Raw genomic sequence first — 18,650 nt, 5'->3', positions numbered from 1 at the left:
GGCGGCGGGACTAGACTTTCGACAATCCGCCGCCGCAGCAAGGAGACAGCGTGGCACAGCAGCTTCACGTCGAGCTCGTAGCCGTCGAGGAGAAGGTCTGGTCGGGCGAGGCCGAGATGGTCGTCGCCCGGACGACCGAGGGTGAGCTGGGTGTGCTGCCGGGGCACGCGCCCCTGCTCGGCCAGCTCGCGGAGCCCAGCCAGGTCCGCATCAAGCAGGCCGGCGGCCAGCAGGTCGCGTACGACGTCGCCGGCGGCTTCCTGTCGGTGACCGGTGAGGGCGTCACCGTCCTCGCCGAGAGCGCCACCCCGGCCACCCCGGCGCGCTGAGCCGACCCGCCGATGGAGATCGTGGAAGGGATCGGAATCGGCTTCGCGGTGCTCCTCGCCGCGGCTCTGATCCTCTTCATCCGGCGGGCCCTCGTCACCCGTAGCGGTGGCATCATCCGGCTCGGCGTCCGGGTCACCACCGTGCTCGACGGCCGGGGCTGGTCGCCCGGCTTCGGGCGGTTCGTCGGCGACGAGCTCCGGTGGTACCGGCTGTTCAGCTTCGCCCTGCGCCCCAAGCGGGTGCTATCCCGCAAGGAACTGGTGGTGGAGCGGCGCCGCCTGCCCGAGGGGCAGGAGCGTCTCTCCATGCCCGCCGACTGGGTGATCCTCCGGTGTACCAGTCACCACGCACCGGTCGAGATCGCCATGGCGCGGTCCACCGTGACCGGATTCCTCAGCTGGCTGGAGGCCGCCCCGCCCGGGGCGGCCTCGCCGCGTCTGGCCTCCCAGGACTGGCCCGCCGCCTGACCCGCGCGCGCTCCGGGATTTCCGGGGAGCCCACCCGCTCCGGGCGGTCAGGCTTGATCCCTCCGCGGGCGGGCTCCCCGGAAATCCCTCATGTTGACGCGCCGTCTCAGACGCTTCTTACCTTGCGCCGTTACCGGAATTCGTTGAAGCGACGAGTTCCACCTCGTAGCCGTGGATGTCGGTGAGATAGGCGGCGTAGGTGTTTGGGCCGCCGGCGTGCGGGTGGCGGTCCGGGAAGAGCAGCGTCCAGCCGTGCGCGGGCGCGGCGGCGACCAGCCGGTCCACCGCGGTGGGCGGACCGGCGTGGAACGCGAGGTGGTTGAGCCCCGGGGCGAGCCGGTCGTGCGCCCGCCCGGAGAGCGCGGGGGACTCCTCCAGCACCAGGTACGTCGGGCCGAGCCGCCAGGACCGGCCGGCCGGCCAGTCCTGGTACGGCGTCCAGCCCAGCTCGCTCAGCAGCCAGCCCCAGCTCGCCCGGGCGGCGTCGAGGTCGGGTACCCAGACCTCGACGTGGTGCAGCGCGCCGGTGCTCAGCGCTTGCCGCCCGGCACCCATAGCACATCGCCGTTCGGATTTGCCGTTCTTGACAGGATGAACAGCAGATCGGAGAGGCGGTTGAGATACTTTGCCGGAAGGGAGCTGGTGCGATCCGGGTCGTGCGCGACCAGTGCCCAGGCGGCCCGTTCGGCGCGCCGGGCGACCGTCCGTGCCACGTGCAGCAGCGCCGCGCCCGCGGTGCCGCCGGGGAGGATGAAGGAGTCGAGCTTGCTCAGGCGTGCGTTGTACTCGTCGCACCACCCCTCAAGGCGCTCCACGTACTCCTCGGTGACCCGCAGCGGCGGGTACGCCGGATCCGGCTCGACCGGGGTGGCCAGATCAGCGCCGACGTCGAACATGTCGTTCTGGATCGACTCCAGCACCGCCCGGAGCTCCGCGTCGAGCTGCCCCAGGGCGAGCGCCACGCCGATCGCGGCGTTGCACTCGTCGACGTCCGCGTACGCGGCGATCCGTGGGTCGGTCTTCGGCACCTGCTCGTTGTTGCTCAGCCTGGTCATGCCGGCGTCGCCGGCCTTGGTGTAGATGCGCGTGAGGTGGACGGCCATGACGCACAGCCTACGGATACCGGACCTGACGATTCCGGCACGCCCGGACCCGAGCCTCGGCTGGCCCGGCGGAGCCGGTCCCGCCGCAGCCGGTGACTGCGCGGTCAACGACGTCGATGTCATCCGGGTGGGCGGCGACGCCCGGCTGGCCGGCACCGTGCACGTGGTCGGCGCCAAGAACTCCGCGCTCAAGCTGATGGCGGCCGCGCTGCTCGCCCCGGGGCGCAGCGTGATCACCAACGTCCCCCGGATCACCGACATCGCGATCATGGGGGAGGTGCTGCGCCGGCTCGGCTGCGGCGTGCGGTTCGAGGCCGACGACCCGGTCGACCCGATGGTCGCCCGGGGTGGCGTGGCCCGGTCCCGCTCGGTGGTCATCGACGTGCCCGAGCGCCCCGGCGCGGAGGCCGACTACGACCTGGTCCGCCGGCTGCGCGCGTCGATCTGCGTGCTGGGCCCGCTGCTGGCCCGCCGCGGGTACGTCCGGGTGGCCCACCCCGGCGGGGACGCGATCGGCTCCCGGGGGCTGGACATGCACATCTCCGGGCTGACCCGGATGGGCGCGGACATCTCCGGTGAGCACGGTTTCGTCATCGCCTCCGCGCCGGACGGCCTGCACGGCGCGGAGATCGTGCTGGACTTCCCCAGCGTCGGGGCCACCGAGAACCTGGTGATGGCGGCGGTGCTGGCCCGGGGCGTGACGGTGATCGACAACGCGGCCCGCGAGCCGGAGATCGTCGACATCTGCACGATGGCCAACCAGATGGGCGCGCGGATCTCCGGCGCGGGCACCTCCACGCTGCGCATCGTCGGGGTGCCCGAGCTGCGCCCGGTGCGGCACGCCACGGTGGGGGACCGGATCGTCGCCGGCACCTGGGCGTTCGGCGCCGCGATGACCCGGGGGGACGTCACGGTCACCGGTGTCGACCCGGCCTACCTGGAGGTCGCGCTGGACAAGCTGGTCTCGGCCGGCGCGCTGGTGGAGACCCGCGGCGACGCCTTCCGGGTACGCGCCGACGACCGGCCCGCCGCCGTCGACGTGGTCACCCTGCCGTACCCGGGCTTCGCCACCGACCTGCTGCCGATGGCGATCGGCCTGGCCGCGGTGAGCCACGGCGCCTCGCTGATCACCGAGAACATCTTCGACGGCCGGTTCATGTTCGCCAACGAGATGATGCGGCTGGGCGCGGACATCAGGACCGACGGCCACCACGCGCTGGTATGCGGTCGCGACCGCCTCTCCGGCGCCCCGGTACGGGCCACCGACATCCGGGCCGGCGCGGGCCTGATCATCGCGGGGCTCTGCGCCCAGGGCGTCACCGAGGTCTCCCACGTGTACCACGTCGACCGGGGCTACCCGGACTTCGTGGGTGATCTGCGGGCGCTGGGGGTGCGGGTGGAGCGGGGCACCGCGCCGGAGGCGCCGGACCTCACCATCTGAGGAGGCCCCGGCGCCGCGGCCGGGGCCTTAGCCGTCGTTCAGGCTCGCCGACTAGGGTGCAGACAGACACTCATTCGCAGCGAGGGAGAAGCAGATGGCGGGTCGACTCGCGGTCGTCGGTGCCGGGCTGATGGGTTCGGGCATCGCCCAGGTGGCGGCGCAGGCGGGCTGGCAGGTGACGCTGCGCGACCTGGACGACGCGGCCACCAAGCGGGGCGTCGACGGCATCCGGAAGTCGCTGGAGAAGTTCGCCGAGAAGGGCCGCATCGACGCGTCCGAGGTCGACGCGACGCTGGGCCGGATCACCCCGACCACGGACCTGGAGGCGGCGGCCGACGCGGACATCGTGGTCGAGGCGGTCTTCGAGCGGCTGGAGATCAAGCACGAGGTGTTCCGCGCGCTGGACAAGATCTGCAAGTCCGACGCGGTGCTGGCCACCAACACCTCGGCCATCCCGGTCACCCAGATCGCCGCGGTGACGCAGCGCCCGGAGTCGGTCGTCGGGACCCACTTCTTCTCGCCGGTGCCGATGATGAAGCTCTGCGAGCTGGTCCGGGGCTACAAGACCAGCGACGAGACGCTGGCGACGGTGAAGGCGTTCGCCGAGGGGATCGGCAAGACCGTGGTGGTGGTGAACCGGGACATCGCCGGTTTCGTCACCACCCGGCTGATCGCGGCGCTGGTCGTCGAGGCGGTCAAGCTGGTCGAGTCCGGCGTGGTGTCGGCCGAGGACCTGGACACCGCCTGCAAGCTGGGCTTCGGCCACGCCATGGGCCCGCTGGCCACCACCGACCTGACCGGCGTGGACGTGCTGCTGCACGCCTCGAAGAACATCTACACCGACACCGCCGACGAGAAGTTCTTCCCGCCGGAGCTGCTCCAGCGCATGGTCACCGCCGGCGACCTGGGCCGCAAGACCGGCAAGGGCTTCTACACGTACTGAGCCCGGGCAAGGAAAGGGGGCGGGCGCCGTGCGCCCGCCCCCTTCTTTCCGTCGTCAGCCGTCGCGCTTGGTGGTCCAGCGGAAGGTGGTCAGGCAGAGCACCAGGCCGATCACGCACCAGAGCGCCAGCACCAGGGCGACCCGGCCCAGTTCGAAGGAGCCGCCGGGCTCCTGGGCGCCGAAGCTCTCCGGCAGGAAGACCGCCCGCAGTCCCTGGCACATCCACTTGAGCGGAAAGAGCGCCGCCACCTGCTGCATCCAGGCGGGCAGCTCGGTGAAGACGAAGAACACCCCGGAGATGAACTGGAGCACCAGGGCGACCGGGGTGACCACGGCCGAGCCGCTACGCGCGGTGCGGGCCAGCGAGGAGATGGCGATCCCGCACAGGGTGCAGGCGGTCACCCCGAGCACGGAGACCCAGCCGAAGGTGAACCACTTCCCGGCGGTGCCGGGCAGGTTCAGGTCGAACAGCGCCACGGCGACGGCCAGCAGCAGCGCCGTCTCGGCGACGCCGATCGCCACCACCATGATCACCTTGCCGGCGAACCACACCCACTTCGGCATCGGCGTGCCCCGGTAGCGCTTGAGCACCCCCCGGTCCCGTTCGATGGGGATCCAGATGCCGAGGTTCTGGAAGCTCACCGTCATCAGCCCGGTCGCGATCATGCCGGTGATGAAGTACTGGGTGAACTTCACCCCGCCGCCGATCGTCCCGTCGAAGATCGACGCGAAGATCAGGATCATGATGATCGGGAAGCCCATCGTGAAGACGACGGACTCCCGGCTGCGCAGGAACTGGGTGATCTCCAGCCGGCCCTGCCGCAGCGCGAGGGCACCGGGCCCGATCCGCCGGCCACCGGTCGCGGCGGTCGGGGCCGCCGGCTTCGTCGTGGTCGTCATGACTGTCCGATCATCCGCAGGTAGACGTCTTCCAGGGTCGGCCGGGTCACGGTCAGGCCGGGGACCTCGCCGCCGAAGCGCGCGGCCAGCTCCGCCACCAGCGCCGTCGGCGTCGCGCTCTGCGCGGTCTGCGGCGTCCCGTCCGGGGTACGCCAGGAGACGGTCGCCAGGGACTCCTGCCGGTTGCCCAGCCGGTTCGGTGGGGCCACCTCGACCAGCCGGCCGCCGGCGATCACCCCGACCCGGTCGGCGAGCGACTCGGCCTCGTCCAGGTAGTGCGTAGTCAGCACGATGGTGGTGCCGGCCGCCGCCAGGTCCCGGATCAGCTCCCAGAACTCCCGGCGGGCCTCCGGGTCGAAGCCGGTGGTCGGCTCGTCGAGGAAGAGCAGCTCGGGGCGGCCGATGATGCCCAGCGCCACGTCGAGCCGGCGCTTCTGCCCGCCGGAGAGCGTGTGCGTGCGGGCCCCGGCCTTGGCGCCCAGCCCGACCCGCTCGACGACCTTGTCCGGGTCGTCGGCGTCGGGGTAGAAGCCGGAGAAGTGCCGGACCACCTCGCCGACGGTCAGCTCGTCGAACTCGCCGGTGCCCTGGAGCACGATGCCGACCCGCGACCGCCAGTGCGGGTCCGGGCGGGCCGGGTCGCTGCCCAGCACCGAGACCTCGCCGGCGTCGCGCTGCCGGTAGCCCTCCAGGATCTCCACCGTGGTGGTCTTGCCCGCGCCGTTCGGGCCGAGCAGGGCGAACACCTCGCCGCGCCGGACGTCGAGGTCGACCCCCGCCACCGCGACGTTGTCGCCGTACGTCTTGCGCAGTCCCCGTACGGAGATCGCGAGCTCGTCATCCATGACGTCCAGTGTGCGACCTCGGACGCCGCGTCGGCTGCCCGGGGTGTGGTGGTGTCGGCCATGTCGCGCCGGGCCTGCCCGGTGGTCCGCTCCATGGACCTGTGTGGTTTTCCACAACCCGTTTTACTGAACGGTAACTTAGACTCCGGCCATGGACGAGAAGGCACTCCCGGGCCGGCTGCCGGAGCGTGACCGCCCCTGGGTGATGCGCACGTACGCCGGGCACTCCTCCGCCGCGGCCACCAACGCGCTGTTCCGGCGCAACCTGGCCAAGGGTCAGACCGGCCTGTCGGTCGCCTTCGACCTGCCGACCCAGACCGGGTACGACCCGGACCACGAGCTGGCCGCCGGCGAGGTCGGCCGGGTCGGGGTGCCGGTGGCCCACCTCGGCGACATGCGCGCGCTCTTCGAGGGCATCCCGCTGGCCGAGATGAACACCTCGATGACCATCAACGCGCCGGCGATGTGGCTGCTCGCCCTCTACGGGACGGTCGGCCAGGAGCAGGGCGCGGAGCTGTCCCGCTGCGCCGGGACGACGCAGAACGACATCATCAAGGAGTACCTGTCCCGGGGGACGTACATCTTCCCGCCTGCGGCGTCGCTGCGGCTGACCGCCGACGTCATCGCGTACACGCTGCGCGAGATGCCGCGCTGGAACCCGACGAACATCTGCTCGTACCACCTGCAGGAGGCCGGCGCGACGCCGGTGCAGGAGGTCGGCTTCGCGCTGGCCACCGCCGTCGCCGTGCTCGACGCGGTACGCGACTCCGGCCAGGTGCCCGCCGAGCGGATGGGCGACGTGGTGCAGCGGATCTCGTTCTTCGTCAACGCCGGCGTGCGCTTCGTCGAGGAGATCGCCAAGATGCGCGCCTTCGGCGCGCTCTGGGACGAGATCACCCGTGAGCGCTACGGCGTGGAGAACCCGAAGCAGCGCCGCTTCCGCTACGGCGTGCAGGTCAACTCGCTGGGCCTGACCGAGGCGCAGCCGGAGAACAACATCCAGCGCATCGTGCTGGAGATGCTCGGCGTCACCTTCTCCCGCGACGCTCGGGCCCGCGCGGTGCAGCTGCCCGCCTGGAACGAGGCGCTCGGCCTGCCCCGGCCGTGGGACCAGCAGTGGTCGCTGCGGATGCAGCAGGTGCTCGCGTACGAGTCGGACCTGCTGGAGTACCCCGACCTGTTCGAGGGCTCGCACGTGATGACCGCGCTGGTCGACGAGATCGTCACCGGTGCCCGCGTCGAGCTGGACAAGGTGCTGGAGATGGGCGGCGTGGTGACCGCCGTGGAGAGCGGCTACCTCAAGAGCGCGCTGGTCGCCTCGCTGGCCGACCGACGCCGCCGGATCGAGTCCGGCGCCGACGTGGTGGTGGGCGTAAACCGGTTCACCGAGACCGAACCGTCCCCGCTGACCGCCGCCGGCGCGGAGTCCGTCGAGCAGGTCGACCCGGCGGTCGAGGCGGCCGCCACCGCCTCCGTACGCGAATGGCGGGCCGGGCGGGACGGCGCGGCGGTCGACGCGGCACTGGCCCGGCTCCGGGCGGACGCCGCGACCACGGTGAACCTGATGCCGGCGACGCTGGAGTGCGTGCGGGCCGGGGTGACCACCGGCGAGTGGGCCGGCGCGCTGCGCCAGGTCTTCGGCGAGTACCGGGCGCCGACCGGGCTGACCGGCGCGGCCGGCGTCGGCGGGGACGCCACCCTGGTCGCGGTCCGTGAGCGGGTCGCCGCCACCGCCCAGGAGCTGGGCAGCGGCCGGCTGCGGCTGCTGGTCGGCAAGCCCGGTCTGGACGGGCACTCCAACGGCGCCGAGCAGATCGCGGTACGCGCCCGCGACGCCGGCTTCGAGGTGGTCTACCAGGGCATCCGGCTCACCGCCGGGCAGATCGTGGCCGCCGCCGTGGAGGAGGACGTGGACCTGGTCGGTCTGTCGGTGCTCTCCGGCTCGCACCTGGCGGCCGTGCCGGCGGTGCTCGACGGGCTGCGTGCGGCCGGGCGCGGTGACCTGCCGGTCGTGGTCGGCGGCATCATCCCTGCCGGGGACGCCGAGGCGCTGCGCGCCGCCGGGGTCGCCCGGGTGTTCACCCCGAAGGACTTCGCCCTGACCGGGATCATCGACGAGCTGGTCGGCGTGATCCGGGAGGCCAACGGGCTGACCGCCTGAGCGGTGGCCCACCGTCCGCGCGACCGCCCGGTCGCGCGGGCCGGGCGTGGTCAGCGGCTCTGGTACGTCACGCAGTCGGCCATGTCCCGGTCCGGGGCGACGGTGATCGCCGGAGCGTGGCACTCCAGCTCCGAGTTGTGCTGGCAGTCCGACCGGCTGCAGGCGCCGACCTGGGCGATGAGCTGCTCGATTCCGCCTCGCACCGGCATCTCGACGAAGGTGTGGCAGCGGGCGCGGTCGCTGCTGCCGACGGTGATGGCGAAGGCGTGGCAGTCGTTGCTGCGGTTGTAGGCGCAGGACACGACCGTGCACTCCTGTACCCGGGGCATCTCGATCGCTGCGGTCATGACGGCCTCCCTCTCGGCTTCTGTCCCGATGGTAGGCATCTGCCCCGATTCCGCGCGGTGTTCCGGGGGGAGGGTCACCCGCACAGGCGCCAGGCCCCGTCCTCCTTGACCAGAGTCAACACCCGCGTGCTCTCGCCGCCGGTCTCCGTCGTCAGCCGTACGGTGGCGGTGCCCCGCACCCGGCCGTTGGTGTTGTTGACGGTCAGCCCCGCGATGTCGTAGTCGACCAGGCGCGGCTCCGCCACCTGCCGCCGGCCGAAGTCGGCCAGCGACGTCCGCTCCCGCTCCTCGCGGCAGAGCAGCTCGTACGCCCGCTGGTGGTCGCCGGCCCGGACCGCGTCCAGGTAGTTCGTCGTGGCCTCCCGGACCGGGCCGACCGCCTCCTTCGCGGCGCCGTAGAGGAAGAAGCCGCCGACCGCGCCGCCGAGGCAGCAGACCGCCAGCACCACGCCCACCACGATCAGCACGATCCGCAGCGTGCGGCGGTTGTCACGCGGGGGTACCGGGATCGGCTGGTACGTCATGGCCGCAGGCTAGGCCGGTCGCGCAAGCCCGCTGCCCTCGCCCGGCTCACCGGGCGAGCACCTCGGAGAGCGGGGCGGGCACCAGGCCCCGCTCGGCCAGCCCCGCCAGGATGTGAGGCAGCGCCTCGTCGGTCATCGCCGCGTTCGCCTCGGTGACGTGCAGGATGATCACCGAGCCGGGCCGGACCTGGCTCAGCACCGCCCGGACGATCGGCTGCCAGGCGGTGGCGAAGGGATCGCCGCTGACCACGTCACCGTCCACCACGGTCAGCCCGAGCGGCGCCAGTTCGGCCAGCGCGGTCCGGTCGTGGCAGAGGCCGGGGAAGCGGAAGTAGCGGGTCTGCCGGCCGCCGTACCGGCCGATCACCTCGAAGGTCCGCGCCACGTCCCGGGTCATCTCCCGCCGGGGCAGCGGCGTCAGGTGGTAGCAGCGCGGGGTGAACGCCGCGTGCCCGTAGGTGTGGTTGGCCAGCTCGAAGCGCGGGTTGCCGGCCAGCCGACGGGTCAGCTCCGGGTAATCCTCGACCCACTTGCCGGTGAGGAAGAAGGTGGCCGGTACCCGTTCGCGCTCCAGCAGCTCGACGATCGCCAGGTTCGCGTACGACGGCGGGTGCGGCCTGCGCAGCTGCCGGCGCATGGTGTCGGTCATGTCGGCGTCGAAGGTGAGCGCCACCTTGTTGCCGGTACGGGGACCGTGGTCGACCACCGGTGGCAGGGTGCCCGGCGTCGTCGCCCCGGGCAGGCTGGAGCCCTCCCCGGGCTGCCCGCTCTGCCCGGGGGTCGGTGGTGCGGCGGTCCCGCCCGCCGTGGCGGGTCCGTTGCCGGCCGGCGCCTTCAGCACGACGGCCCGTACCGGGGTCCGGTCGGGTGCGGGGCCGACGAGGAGCGCGGCGACGGCGGCCAGAGCGAGGGTGGCGGCGGTGCGCAGGACGCGGGTGTTCTTCGCGAGCACCGGGTGATCATGGCAGTGCGGGCGATCCCGTGGTGTCCCGGCCACCGGTCACCGTGGCGAGGTGCGGCGGGGCTAGCCAGGTGTGGTGTCGGCGGGGAAGCGCTCGTGCCCCAGCACGGCGAGCAGCCGCAGCTTCTCGTGGCCCTCGCTGCGCGGTGGCGCGGTGAGCACGAGCAGCGCCTGCGACTGGTCCTCGGTGAACAGGACCTGGCAGTCCAGCTCGATCGCGCCGAGTTCGGGGTGGATGAGCGTCTTGTGGTCGGCGAAGCGCTGCGCGACCTCGTGCCGCTCCCACAGCTCGGCGAACTCCGGGCTCGCCTTCTGCAGCGCCCGCACCAGCTCACCGGCGCGCGACCGCGGGCCCATCGACCCGTACGCGGCGCGCAGGTTGGCGACCTGGACGCGGCTCTGCCGGGGGCGGTCGTCCTCCGGGTAGCGCAGCCGCTCGGCCGGGTCGGTGAACCACCGGTAGATCTCACTGCGGGCGAGGCCCGTGTGGCCCGACCGGTCCCCGAACAGGGCTTCGGCCATCCGGTTCTGCACGAGGGTCTCGCCGAGGTTGGACAGGATGAGCGCCGGGGTGTCGTCGAGCCGGTCCAGCACGCGCAGCAGCGCCGGGGCGACGTGCGTCGCCGTCGCCACCCGCGTCGGCGCGTTCTGCCCCGCCACCCGGAACAGGTAGTCCCGCTCACCGGTCGTCAGCCGGAGCGCCCGGGCCAGCGCGGCGAGCATCTGCGGGCTCGGCTGCGGGCCGCGCCGCTGCTCCAGCCGGGTGTAGTAGTCGGTCGACATGGCGGCCAGGGCGGCCACCTCCTCACGCCGCAGCCCCGGCGCGCGCCGCCGCGCGCCGGCCGGCAGCCCGACGTCCCCGGGCTGCAGCGCCTCCCGGCGGCGGCGGAGGAAGTCGGCCAGGGCTGCACGGTCCATGATCCGAGTATCCGCCTGCCGCCGGGACGAACCAGGGATTGCCGATCCCCCGATGACCGCTCTCTTCATCCACCCCCGGCGGACCGGCGAAGGTGGGTGCATGAACATCTCCGGAAACACCGTCTTCATCCCCGGCTCCACGAGCGGGATCGGCCTCGCCCTCGCCCTCGAACTGCAGGCCAGGGGGAACACCGTCATCGTCGGCGGCCGCCGCACCGATCTGCTGAAGCAGATCGCCGCCGAGCACCCCGGCATCGACACGGTCACGATCGACACGGCGGACCCGGCGAGCATCGCATCGGCCGCGCGAGAGGTGCTGGCGAGGCACCCGGACCTCAACGTCCTCGTCACCATGGCCGGCATCATGCGCGTCGAGGACTGGCACCAGCCCGAGACGTTCCTCGCCTCCGCCGAGGCGGTGGTGAACACCAACGTGCTCGGCCCGATCCGGCTCATCGCCGCGTTCATCGAGCACCTGCGGGCGCAGCCGGACGCCACGATCATGACAGTCTCGTCGGGCCTCGCGTTCGCGCCGCTCAAGGTCACCCCGAGCTACAACGCGTCCAAGGCCGCGATCCACATGCTCAGCGAGTCGATCCGGCTGCAGCTCGCTGACACCACCGTGAAGATCGTGGAACTCGAACCGCCGGCCGTGCGCACCTCGCTGCTGCCCGGGCAGGAGCACAGCGAGTTCGCGGTGCCGCTGGACGAGTTCGTAACGGAGGTGGTCGGACTGCTGGAGGCGCAGCCCGAGGCGAAGGAGATCCAGGTCGAGCGGGTCAAGTTCCTCCGGTACGGCGAGGCCCGCGGCGACTACGACCAGGTGGTCAAGACCCTCAACGCCGCCGACCCCCACAGCAACTAGCGCCGACGGACCCTCCCTCCCCGGACCCCCCCGACCGGACGCGTTGATCATGAAGTTGACGGCAGTGGAGGAGATCCACTCCGCCGCCAACCTCATGATCAACGAGGGGTGTGGGCGAGGGGCGCTGCGGGGGTCAGACGCGGAAGCCGGCTGCGCGGGCGGCCTGGCGTTCGCGGCGGCGGTCGGAGCGGCGGCGCAGGAACCAGAAGAGGAAGGCCACCAGCCCCAGCAGGAAGGCCAGCACCAGCACCGGCAGGATGATCGCGACCACGGACATGACCACGCTCGTCGCGTCCTCCGCGGTGCTGGCCACCGGTGCGCCGAAGCCTGCGGTGGTGGCGTTGACGACCGGCCGGGCCGCCGACTTCAGTAGGTGCACGCCGAGCGCGATGACGACGCCGCTCACCACCGGCACCCACTGGTTGGACGAGAAGAAGCTGCCGGGGTCGCTGACCGTGACGGTCTCGGAGCTGGCCCCCGCGCCGAACGCCAGGCCGCCGGCGGTCGGGCGGACGACGGTCTGCACGACGTCGTTGACGTGGTCGACCACCGGCACCTTGTCGGCGACGACCTCGACGGCGAGCAGCACCGCCAGGATCAGCACGACCCAGCCGTTGCCCAGCCACTGCCAGCCGCTCGGCAGCTCGATCAGATCGGTGTAGCGGGCGAGCAACCCCATGGTGATCAGGGGGATGTATGCGTTCAGGCCGGCCGATGCCGCGAGACCGGTACCCGTGAGAACTTCGAACACGAAATCAGCATCGCACCGGCGCGCCAGGTCCGCTCGGTGGCGACGGCCCGGTCCTCGGCTACCCTCGTCGGGTGCGGCTGGTGATTGCGAAGTGCTCGGTGGACTATGTCGGACGGCTCTCGGCACATCTGCCGCTGGCCACGCGCCTGCTGATGGTGAAGGCGGACGGCTCGGTGTCGATCCACGCCGACGACCGGGCGTACAAGCCGCTGAACTGGATGAGCCCGCCGTGCCGGCTGGAGGAGGCCCCGGGCGTCTGGCGGGTGGTCAACAAGGCCGGCGAGGAGCTGCGGATCACCCTGGAGGAGATCTTCCAGGACACCTCGTACGAGCTGGGCGTCGACCCGGGCCTGCGCAAGGACGGCGTCGAGGCGCACCTGCAGGAGCTGCTCGCCGCCAACCCGGAGACCCTCGGCGAGGGCTTCACCCTGGTCCGGCGGGAGTACATGACCGCGATCGGCCCGGTCGACCTGCTCTGCCGGGACGCCAACGCCGGCGCGGTCGCCGTCGAGGTGAAGCGGCGCGGTGAGATCGACGGCGTGGAGCAGCTCACCCGCTACCTGGAACTGATGAACCGCGACCCGCTGCTCGCCCCGGTCTCCGGCGTCTTCGCCGCGCAGGAGATCAAGCCGCAGGCCCGCGTGCTCGCCACCGACCGGGGGATCCGGTGCGTGGTGGTCGACTACGACAAGCTGCGCGGCATCGAGCGCGACGAGCTGACCCTCTTCTGAGCCGACGCCGGCTCAGCGCCGGCCGTACATCACCTTGGCGGCCTTGACCAGGCGTGCCACGTCGGCGGGGGTCCGCTCGAAGGTCATCGACGGCAGCAGCGACCGGGCCCGCCGCCGGGTGATCGACTTGGCCCGGCCGAACTCGCGCAGCCCGTCCTCGCCGTGGATCCGCCCGAAGCCGGAGTCGCCCACCCCGCCGAACGGCAGCGTGGACATGCCGGCGAAGGTGAGCGCCGAGTTGACCGAGGCCATGCCCGAGCGCAGCCGCCGGGCGATCGCCACGGCCCGCTTGCGACCGAAGACCGAACCCCCCAGGCCGTACGACAGCGCGTTGGCCCGGCGTACGGCCTCGTCGGCGTCGCGTACCCGGCTGATGGTCAGCGTCGGGCCGAAGGTCTCCTCGCGGATGGCGGCCGAGGACTCGGGGACGTCCACCAGCACGGTCGGGTGCACGTACGGCGGCTGGACCGCGCCCGGCCCGCCGAGCACGGCGCGACCGCCGGCGCCGATGGCGTCGTCGATGTGCCGGCGGATCACGTCGAGCTGGCTCGGCATGGTGATCGGGCCGATGTCGGCGCCCTCCGCGCCGACGGTCAGCCGGCCGGCGCGGGCGACGACCTTGTCCACGAAGGCGTCGAAGACGGGCTCGACGGCGTAGACCCGCTCGATGCCGATGCAGGTCTGGCCCGCGTTGGTCAGCGCGCCCCAGACACACGCCTCGGCGGCGGCGTCCAGGTCGGCGTCGGCGTCCACGATCATCGCGTCCTTGCCGCCGGCCTCCAGCAGCACCGGGGTCAGCGACTCGGCGCAGGCCGCCATCACCTTCTTCGCGGTGGCGGTCGAGCCGGTGAAGGCCAGCTTGCCCACCCCCGAGCGGCACAGCGCCGCGCCGACGTCGCCGAGGCCGTGCACCGCGGTGAGCACCGGCTGCTCCGGCACCACCTCGGCGAAGGCGTCCACCAGCCACTGCCCGACGGCCGGGGTGTACTCGCTGGGCTTGAGCACGACGGCGTTGCCGGCGGCCAGGGCGTACGCGGCGGAGCCGATCGGGGTGAAGACCGGGTAGTTCCAGGGGCCGATCACGCCGACCACCCCGTACGGCTGGTATTCGAGGTGGCCGGAGAACTCGGCCAGGATCAGCCGCGAGCGGACCCGGCGCGGGCCGAGCACCCGGCGGGCGTTGCGGGCGGCCCAGTCGATGTGCTCGATCGCGGTGAGGATCTCGACGATGGCGTCGGCGACCGGCTTGCCACCCTCGACGTGGACCAGCTCCGCCAGCTCCTCGATCCGCCTGGCGAGCAGGCCGCGCCAGCGCAGCAGCCGCTCGCGGCGCCCGGTGAAGCCCAGCCCGGCCCACCACTCGCCGGCGGCCCGGGCCCGCTCGACCGCGCGGGCGACGTCGTCGGGGGTGGCCACCTCGAAGCGGCCGGCTTCCGCGCCCGTCGCGGGGCTCGTCGAAACCAGTCGGCCGCCCTCGATGACCGGGGTGCCGGGGACATGCACAGCCGTCATGGCGGAAGTCTAGACCCGGAAATTACTGACCGGTAGGGGTGCCGGCGCGGTCCTCGGCCGCCCGACGTGGAGCGGCCGTGCCGCGCGCCGCCGACCGTCGCCGCCTTCCGCCGCGCCGTCCGCTCGCCGCACGACCGGTTGGCGGCAGTTGTCCAGCCGGGGTCGCGGAGGTGTATGCGCGGGTGGTGAGGTGGGTGGCCGGGACCTGGCACCCCTGACGCGGGGGCGAGGGTGGGTGGGAGCTGACTGTCCATGGAGGATTTTCCGGAACTGACACCGCTGCTGACGGTGGCGGGGGGAACGATGCGCGGGGCCAGCTTCCGACTGAGCCGACGGCCGCAGGTGATCGGCCGCGCGCCGACCGCCGACATCGTGCTGGCCGACGCGCACCTGAGCCGGCGGCACGCCGAGGTGCGACTGACCGACGCCGCAGCCGTCCTGGTGGACCTGGGCTCCACCAACGGCACCTGGCTCAACGACCGGCGGATCACCGGCCCGGAGCAGCTCTGCGACGGTGACGTGGTCCGGCTCGGCCGTACCGAGCTGCGCTTCTTCGACCCGGGCCTGGCCACCACCGACCCGGTGGGGCTGCGGTTCGCCGGCGCGGGCCCCGTTCGTCGGCACCACCGGCCGACCCTGCCGCTGCCACTGGCCACCCCCGTCACCGAGCCGATCGACGCCCCGCCCGCCGGCGGCACACCGGTCGCGTCGGGGGCCGGAACCGACGGCGCGGTCTGACCCTCGGCCGGAACCGACGGCGGCCGCTGTGCCTCCGCCGGGGGCGCGGCACACCCGGGACGGGTGGATCGTGGGCGGCCGACCCATGGACCGGGGCACGCCGCCGTGGCAGCATGCCGCGGATGGAGATCGCGCAGCGGACCGTGACCGCGAACGGCATCACCCAGCGGGTACGGGTGGCCGGACCGCCGGACGGGGTGCCGGTGCTGCTGGTGCACGGCAACGGCTCCTCCTCGGCGTTCTGGGAGCCGCTGGTCCGCCGGCTGCCCGCGACGCTCCGGGTGGTCGCGCCCGACCTGCGGGGGTACGGCGACACCGACACCGCCCCGGTGGACGCGACCCGGGGGCTGGCCGACTTCGCCGACGACGTGGCCGCCCTGCTCGACGAGGCGGACCTCTTCGCCCCCGGCGCGCGCCCGGTGGTGGTCGGGCACTCCCTCGGCGGCGGCGTGGCGATGCGGCTGCTGGTCGACCACCCGGACCGGGTGGCGGCCCTGCTGCTGGAGGCCCCGGTGTCGCCGTACGGCTTCGGCGGCACGCGGGACCTCGACGGCACCCCGACCACGCCCGACTTCGCCGGCACCGGCGCCGGCTCGGTGAACCCGGACTTCGTGGCCCGGCTCGCCGCCGGCGACCGGAGCGCGGACGCTCCGACCAGCCCCCGCACGGTGCTGCGGACGACCTACGTCGCCGACCCGGCCGCGCTCGGTGAGGACGAGGAACTGCTGCTGGACAGCCTGCTCAGCACCGCCACCGGCGACGACAACTACCCCGGCACGGCCACCACCTCACCGCACTGGCCGGGTACCGCGCCGGGGGAGCGCGGCGTGCTCAACGCGCTCGCCCCGGCCCACTTCCGGCTCGCCGACGAGCTGGTCGCCGTCGCGGTCAAGCCGCCCGTCTCCTGGGTACGCGGCGACGCCGACGTGATCGTCTCGGACACCTCGCTGTTCGACCTGGCGTACCTGGGGTCGCTCGGCGTGGTGCCGGGCTGGCCCGGCGAGCAGGCGTGCCCGCCGCAGCCGATGGTCGGGCAGACCCGGGCGGTGCTGGAGCGGTACGCCGCGGCCGGCGGCACGTACCGGGAGGTGGTGCTTCCCGGCTGCGGGCACAGCCCGCACGTGGAACGACCGGCCGAGTTCGTGGCCGAGTTGCTGGCGTTGACGGGGGTGCCGGCGACGAACTGACCCCGTGCGTGAAATATCCCACGGCGTCTCGACAACGCATCGTCACGTGGCAGACTCCGGCGCATAACCTTAGTCGCCGTTCAAGTCGGCGGGGTGCGGAGCAACCAGGGGAGGCCGGTCGTGGCGCGCGAGTTCACCAGTGTGGGTGTGGTGGGTCTGGGCACCATGGGTGCCGGCATCGTCGAAGTGTTCGCCCGCAACGGCATCGACGTCGTCGCGGTGGAGATCTCCGAGGGCGCGCTGGAGCGTGGCCGGGCCACCCTCACCGGCTCCACCGACCGCGCGGTCGCCAAGGGCAAGCTCGCCGAGGCCGACCGGGACGCCCTGCTCTCCCGGGTGCACTTCCAGGTCGGGCTGGACGCCCTGCACTCGGTGGACCTGGTGGTCGAGGCCGTCCCCGAGCACCTCGACCTGAAGCAGCGGATCTTCGCCGAGCTGGACCGGGTCTGCAAGCCCGAGGCGATCCTGGCCACCAACACCTCGTCGCTGAGCGTCACCGAGATCTCGGTCGCCACCACCCGGCCCAACCAGGTGATCGGCATCCACTTCTTCAACCCGGCCCCGGTGATGAAGCTGGTCGAGGTGGTCCGCACGGTGGTCACCTCCGCCGACGTGGTCGCCGACGTCGAGGCGCTCTGCGAGCGGCTCGGCAAGGTCGACGTCACCATCAACGACCGGGCCGGCTTCATCGCCAACGCGCTGCTCTTCGGCTACCTCAACCACGCCGTGAGCATGTTCGAGTCGCGGTACGCCACCCGCGAGGACATCGACGCCGCCATGAAGCTCGGCTGCGGCCTGCCGATGGGCCCGCTCGCGCTGATGGACCTGATCGGCCTGGACACCGCGTACGAGATCCTGGACACCATGTACCGGCGGGGCGGTCGGGACCGCCGGCACGCCCCGGTGCCGCTGATCAAGCAGATGGTCACCGCGGGTCTGCTCGGCCGCAAGTCCGGCCGGGGCTTCTACACCTACGAGCGGCCGGGCTCCCCGGTGGTCGTACCCGACGAGCAGACGCCCGTGGCGTCGCAGTCGGCGCTCGCCGACGGCGCCCGGGGGATCGCCAAGGTCGGCGTGGTCGGCTCCGGGACGATGGCCACCGGCATCATCGAGGTCTTCGCCAAGGCCGGCTACGAGGTCGTCTCGGTGACCCGGGGCGCGGAGAAGTCCGCCAAGGTCTTCGAGTCCGTCAAGACCTCGCTCAACAAGGGCGTGGTGCGGGGCAAGCTCAGCGAGGCCGACCGGGACGCGGCGCTGGGCCGGATCAACTGGTCCGCCACGCTGGAGCACCTGGCCGACGTCGACCTGGTGGTCGAGGCCGTGGTCGAGGAGCTGAGCGTCAAGAAGGCCCTCTTCGCCAGCCTCGACGAGATCTGCAAGCCGGGCGTGGTGCTCGCCACCACCACCTCCTCGCTGCCGGTGATCGACGTGGCGATGGCCACCCAGCGCCCGGCCGACGTGGTGGGGCTGCACTTCTTCAACCCCGCGCCGATCATGCCGCTGGTCGAGGTGGTGCAGACCATCCGCACCTCGGCGGAGACCACCGCCACCGCCCGCGCGGTCTGCGCCTCGCTGGGCAAGACCGGCGTGGTCTGCGGCGACCGGTCCGGCTTCATCGTCAACGCGCTGCTCTTCCCGTACCTGAACGACGCGGTGAAGATGCTGGAGGCCAGCTACTCCACCGCCGACGACATCGACTACGCGATGAAGCTCGGCTGCGGTTACCCGATGGGCCCGTTCGAGCTGCTCGACGTGGTCGGGCTGGACGTCTCGCTGGCCATCCAGCGGGAGCTCTACCTGGAGCTGCGCGAGCCCGGCTTCGCCCCCGCGCCGCTGCTGGAGCACCTGGTCACCGCGGGCTACCTGGGTCGCAAGAGCGGCCGGGGCTTCCGCGACCACACCCGTCGCTGACCCGGGTCAACACCC

The 18,650-nt window shown here is 72.5% G+C and carries 20 protein-coding genes; 10 read left to right on the top strand and 10 right to left on the bottom strand.

The features are described from left to right. Positions 1 to 50 precede the first annotated feature (50 nt). Both V6U88_RS00560 and V6U88_RS00555 read left to right on the top strand, forming a co-directional pair. The gene (locus V6U88_RS00560) at positions 51 to 329 is read left to right on the top strand and encodes a F0F1 ATP synthase subunit epsilon (protein ID WP_089012816.1); all 279 of its coding nucleotides are present in this window, start codon (positions 51 to 53) and stop codon (positions 327 to 329) included. Between the two features lie 12 nt (positions 330 to 341). After that, on the top strand, positions 342 to 797 hold the full coding sequence (locus tag V6U88_RS00555; RefSeq protein WP_334448937.1) for a DUF2550 domain-containing protein: 456 nt from the start codon (positions 342 to 344) through the stop codon (positions 795 to 797). A 117-nt stretch (positions 798 to 914) separates the two neighbouring features. Here V6U88_RS00555 and V6U88_RS00550 read toward each other — a convergent pair whose 3' ends face one another. Both V6U88_RS00550 and V6U88_RS00545 read right to left on the bottom strand, forming a co-directional pair. Further along, complete coding sequence (locus V6U88_RS00550; RefSeq protein ID WP_334448936.1) at positions 915 to 1,352, bottom strand: VOC family protein; 438 nt, start codon at positions 1,350 to 1,352, stop codon at positions 915 to 917. Next, a complete protein-coding gene (locus tag V6U88_RS00545; protein ID WP_334448935.1) occupies positions 1,328 to 1,900 on the bottom strand; it encodes a cob(I)yrinic acid a,c-diamide adenosyltransferase in 573 nt (190 codons plus the stop codon). Before V6U88_RS00545 ends, V6U88_RS00550 begins: the two co-directional genes overlap by 25 nt. Between V6U88_RS00545 and murA the strand changes: the two genes are divergently transcribed. Next, the gene (murA, locus tag V6U88_RS00540; RefSeq protein ID WP_334448934.1) at positions 1,899 to 3,341 is read left to right on the top strand and encodes a UDP-N-acetylglucosamine 1-carboxyvinyltransferase; all 1,443 of its coding nucleotides are present in this window, start codon (positions 1,899 to 1,901) and stop codon (positions 3,339 to 3,341) included. The two genes, V6U88_RS00545 and murA, sit on opposite strands and share 2 nt — an antisense overlap. Before the next feature lie 94 nt (positions 3,342 to 3,435). Next, complete coding sequence (locus V6U88_RS00535; protein WP_334448932.1) at positions 3,436 to 4,284, top strand: 3-hydroxyacyl-CoA dehydrogenase family protein; 849 nt, start codon at positions 3,436 to 3,438, stop codon at positions 4,282 to 4,284. A 54-nt stretch (positions 4,285 to 4,338) separates the two neighbouring features. On the opposite strand, the gene V6U88_RS00530 is transcribed toward V6U88_RS00535, so the two are convergent. Then, the gene (locus V6U88_RS00530) at positions 4,339 to 5,184 is read right to left on the bottom strand and encodes an ABC transporter permease (RefSeq protein WP_334448929.1); all 846 of its coding nucleotides are present in this window, start codon (positions 5,182 to 5,184) and stop codon (positions 4,339 to 4,341) included. Then, the gene (locus tag V6U88_RS00525) at positions 5,181 to 6,029 is read right to left on the bottom strand and encodes an ABC transporter ATP-binding protein (RefSeq protein WP_334448927.1); all 849 of its coding nucleotides are present in this window, start codon (positions 6,027 to 6,029) and stop codon (positions 5,181 to 5,183) included. Before V6U88_RS00525 ends, V6U88_RS00530 begins: the two co-directional genes overlap by 4 nt. A 151-nt stretch (positions 6,030 to 6,180) precedes the next feature. Here V6U88_RS00525 and V6U88_RS00520 point away from each other — a divergent pair, with 151 nt between their 5' ends. Further along, positions 6,181 to 8,190: a protein meaA gene (locus V6U88_RS00520; RefSeq protein ID WP_334448925.1), complete on the top strand. Its 2,010-nt coding sequence runs from the start codon at positions 6,181 to 6,183 to the stop codon at positions 8,188 to 8,190. A gap of 50 nt (positions 8,191 to 8,240) precedes the next feature. Here V6U88_RS00520 and V6U88_RS00515 read toward each other — a convergent pair whose 3' ends face one another. The 4 genes from V6U88_RS00515 to V6U88_RS00500 form a co-directional block, all read right to left on the bottom strand. After that, positions 8,241 to 8,537: a DUF1540 domain-containing protein gene (locus V6U88_RS00515; RefSeq protein WP_334448923.1), complete on the bottom strand. Its 297-nt coding sequence runs from the start codon at positions 8,535 to 8,537 to the stop codon at positions 8,241 to 8,243. Between the two features lie 74 nt (positions 8,538 to 8,611). Next, positions 8,612 to 9,061, bottom strand: coding sequence for an Rv0361 family membrane protein (locus V6U88_RS00510; protein ID WP_334448922.1), 450 nt, complete (start codon positions 9,059 to 9,061; stop codon positions 8,612 to 8,614). Between the two features lie 46 nt (positions 9,062 to 9,107). After that, positions 9,108 to 10,013 (bottom strand): polysaccharide deacetylase family protein, encoded by a 906-nt coding sequence (locus V6U88_RS00505; protein ID WP_334448921.1) that lies wholly within the window; start codon positions 10,011 to 10,013, stop codon positions 9,108 to 9,110. Between the two features lie 72 nt (positions 10,014 to 10,085). Then, on the bottom strand, positions 10,086 to 10,940 hold the full coding sequence (locus V6U88_RS00500) for a helix-turn-helix transcriptional regulator (protein ID WP_334448920.1): 855 nt from the start codon (positions 10,938 to 10,940) through the stop codon (positions 10,086 to 10,088). A gap of 100 nt (positions 10,941 to 11,040) precedes the next feature. Between V6U88_RS00500 and V6U88_RS00495 the strand changes: the two genes are divergently transcribed. After that, positions 11,041 to 11,805: an SDR family oxidoreductase gene (locus V6U88_RS00495; RefSeq protein ID WP_334448919.1), complete on the top strand. Its 765-nt coding sequence runs from the start codon at positions 11,041 to 11,043 to the stop codon at positions 11,803 to 11,805. A 133-nt stretch (positions 11,806 to 11,938) separates the two neighbouring features. Here the strand turns inward: V6U88_RS00495 and V6U88_RS00490 are convergent, their stop codons facing one another. Beyond that, on the bottom strand, positions 11,939 to 12,556 hold the full coding sequence (locus V6U88_RS00490; RefSeq protein WP_334448918.1) for a DUF4126 domain-containing protein: 618 nt from the start codon (positions 12,554 to 12,556) through the stop codon (positions 11,939 to 11,941). 71 nt (positions 12,557 to 12,627) lie between these two features. Between V6U88_RS00490 and nucS the strand changes: the two genes are divergently transcribed. After that, positions 12,628 to 13,287 carry an endonuclease NucS gene (gene nucS / locus V6U88_RS00485; RefSeq protein WP_334448917.1) on the top strand — a complete coding sequence of 220 codons (660 nt, stop codon included), beginning with the start codon at positions 12,628 to 12,630 and terminating at the stop codon, positions 13,285 to 13,287. 12 nt (positions 13,288 to 13,299) lie between these two features. Here the strand turns inward: nucS and V6U88_RS00480 are convergent, their stop codons facing one another. Further along, positions 13,300 to 14,799: an aldehyde dehydrogenase family protein gene (locus V6U88_RS00480; RefSeq protein WP_334448916.1), complete on the bottom strand. Its 1,500-nt coding sequence runs from the start codon at positions 14,797 to 14,799 to the stop codon at positions 13,300 to 13,302. Between the two features lie 252 nt (positions 14,800 to 15,051). On the opposite strand from V6U88_RS00480, the gene V6U88_RS00475 reads away from it, so the two are divergent. From V6U88_RS00475 to V6U88_RS00465, 3 genes are all read left to right on the top strand, one after another. Next, positions 15,052 to 15,537, top strand: a complete 486-nt coding sequence (locus V6U88_RS00475; RefSeq protein ID WP_334448915.1) for an FHA domain-containing protein — start codon at positions 15,052 to 15,054, stop codon at positions 15,535 to 15,537. A gap of 122 nt (positions 15,538 to 15,659) precedes the next feature. After that, positions 15,660 to 16,724, top strand: coding sequence for an alpha/beta hydrolase (locus V6U88_RS00470; protein ID WP_334448913.1), 1,065 nt, complete (start codon positions 15,660 to 15,662; stop codon positions 16,722 to 16,724). 120 nt (positions 16,725 to 16,844) lie between these two features. Beyond that, positions 16,845 to 18,635 (top strand): 3-hydroxyacyl-CoA dehydrogenase family protein, encoded by a 1,791-nt coding sequence (locus V6U88_RS00465; protein WP_334448911.1) that lies wholly within the window; start codon positions 16,845 to 16,847, stop codon positions 18,633 to 18,635. Positions 18,636 to 18,650: the final 15 nt, after the last annotated feature.

It is taken from the genome of Micromonospora sp. CPCC 205739, from assembly GCF_036906795.1.
Classification (GTDB): Bacteria; Actinomycetota; Actinomycetes; order Mycobacteriales; family Micromonosporaceae; genus Micromonospora.
The sequence above is the reverse complement of the archived record's forward strand: the minus strand, read 5'-3'. Positions and strand labels throughout refer to the sequence as shown.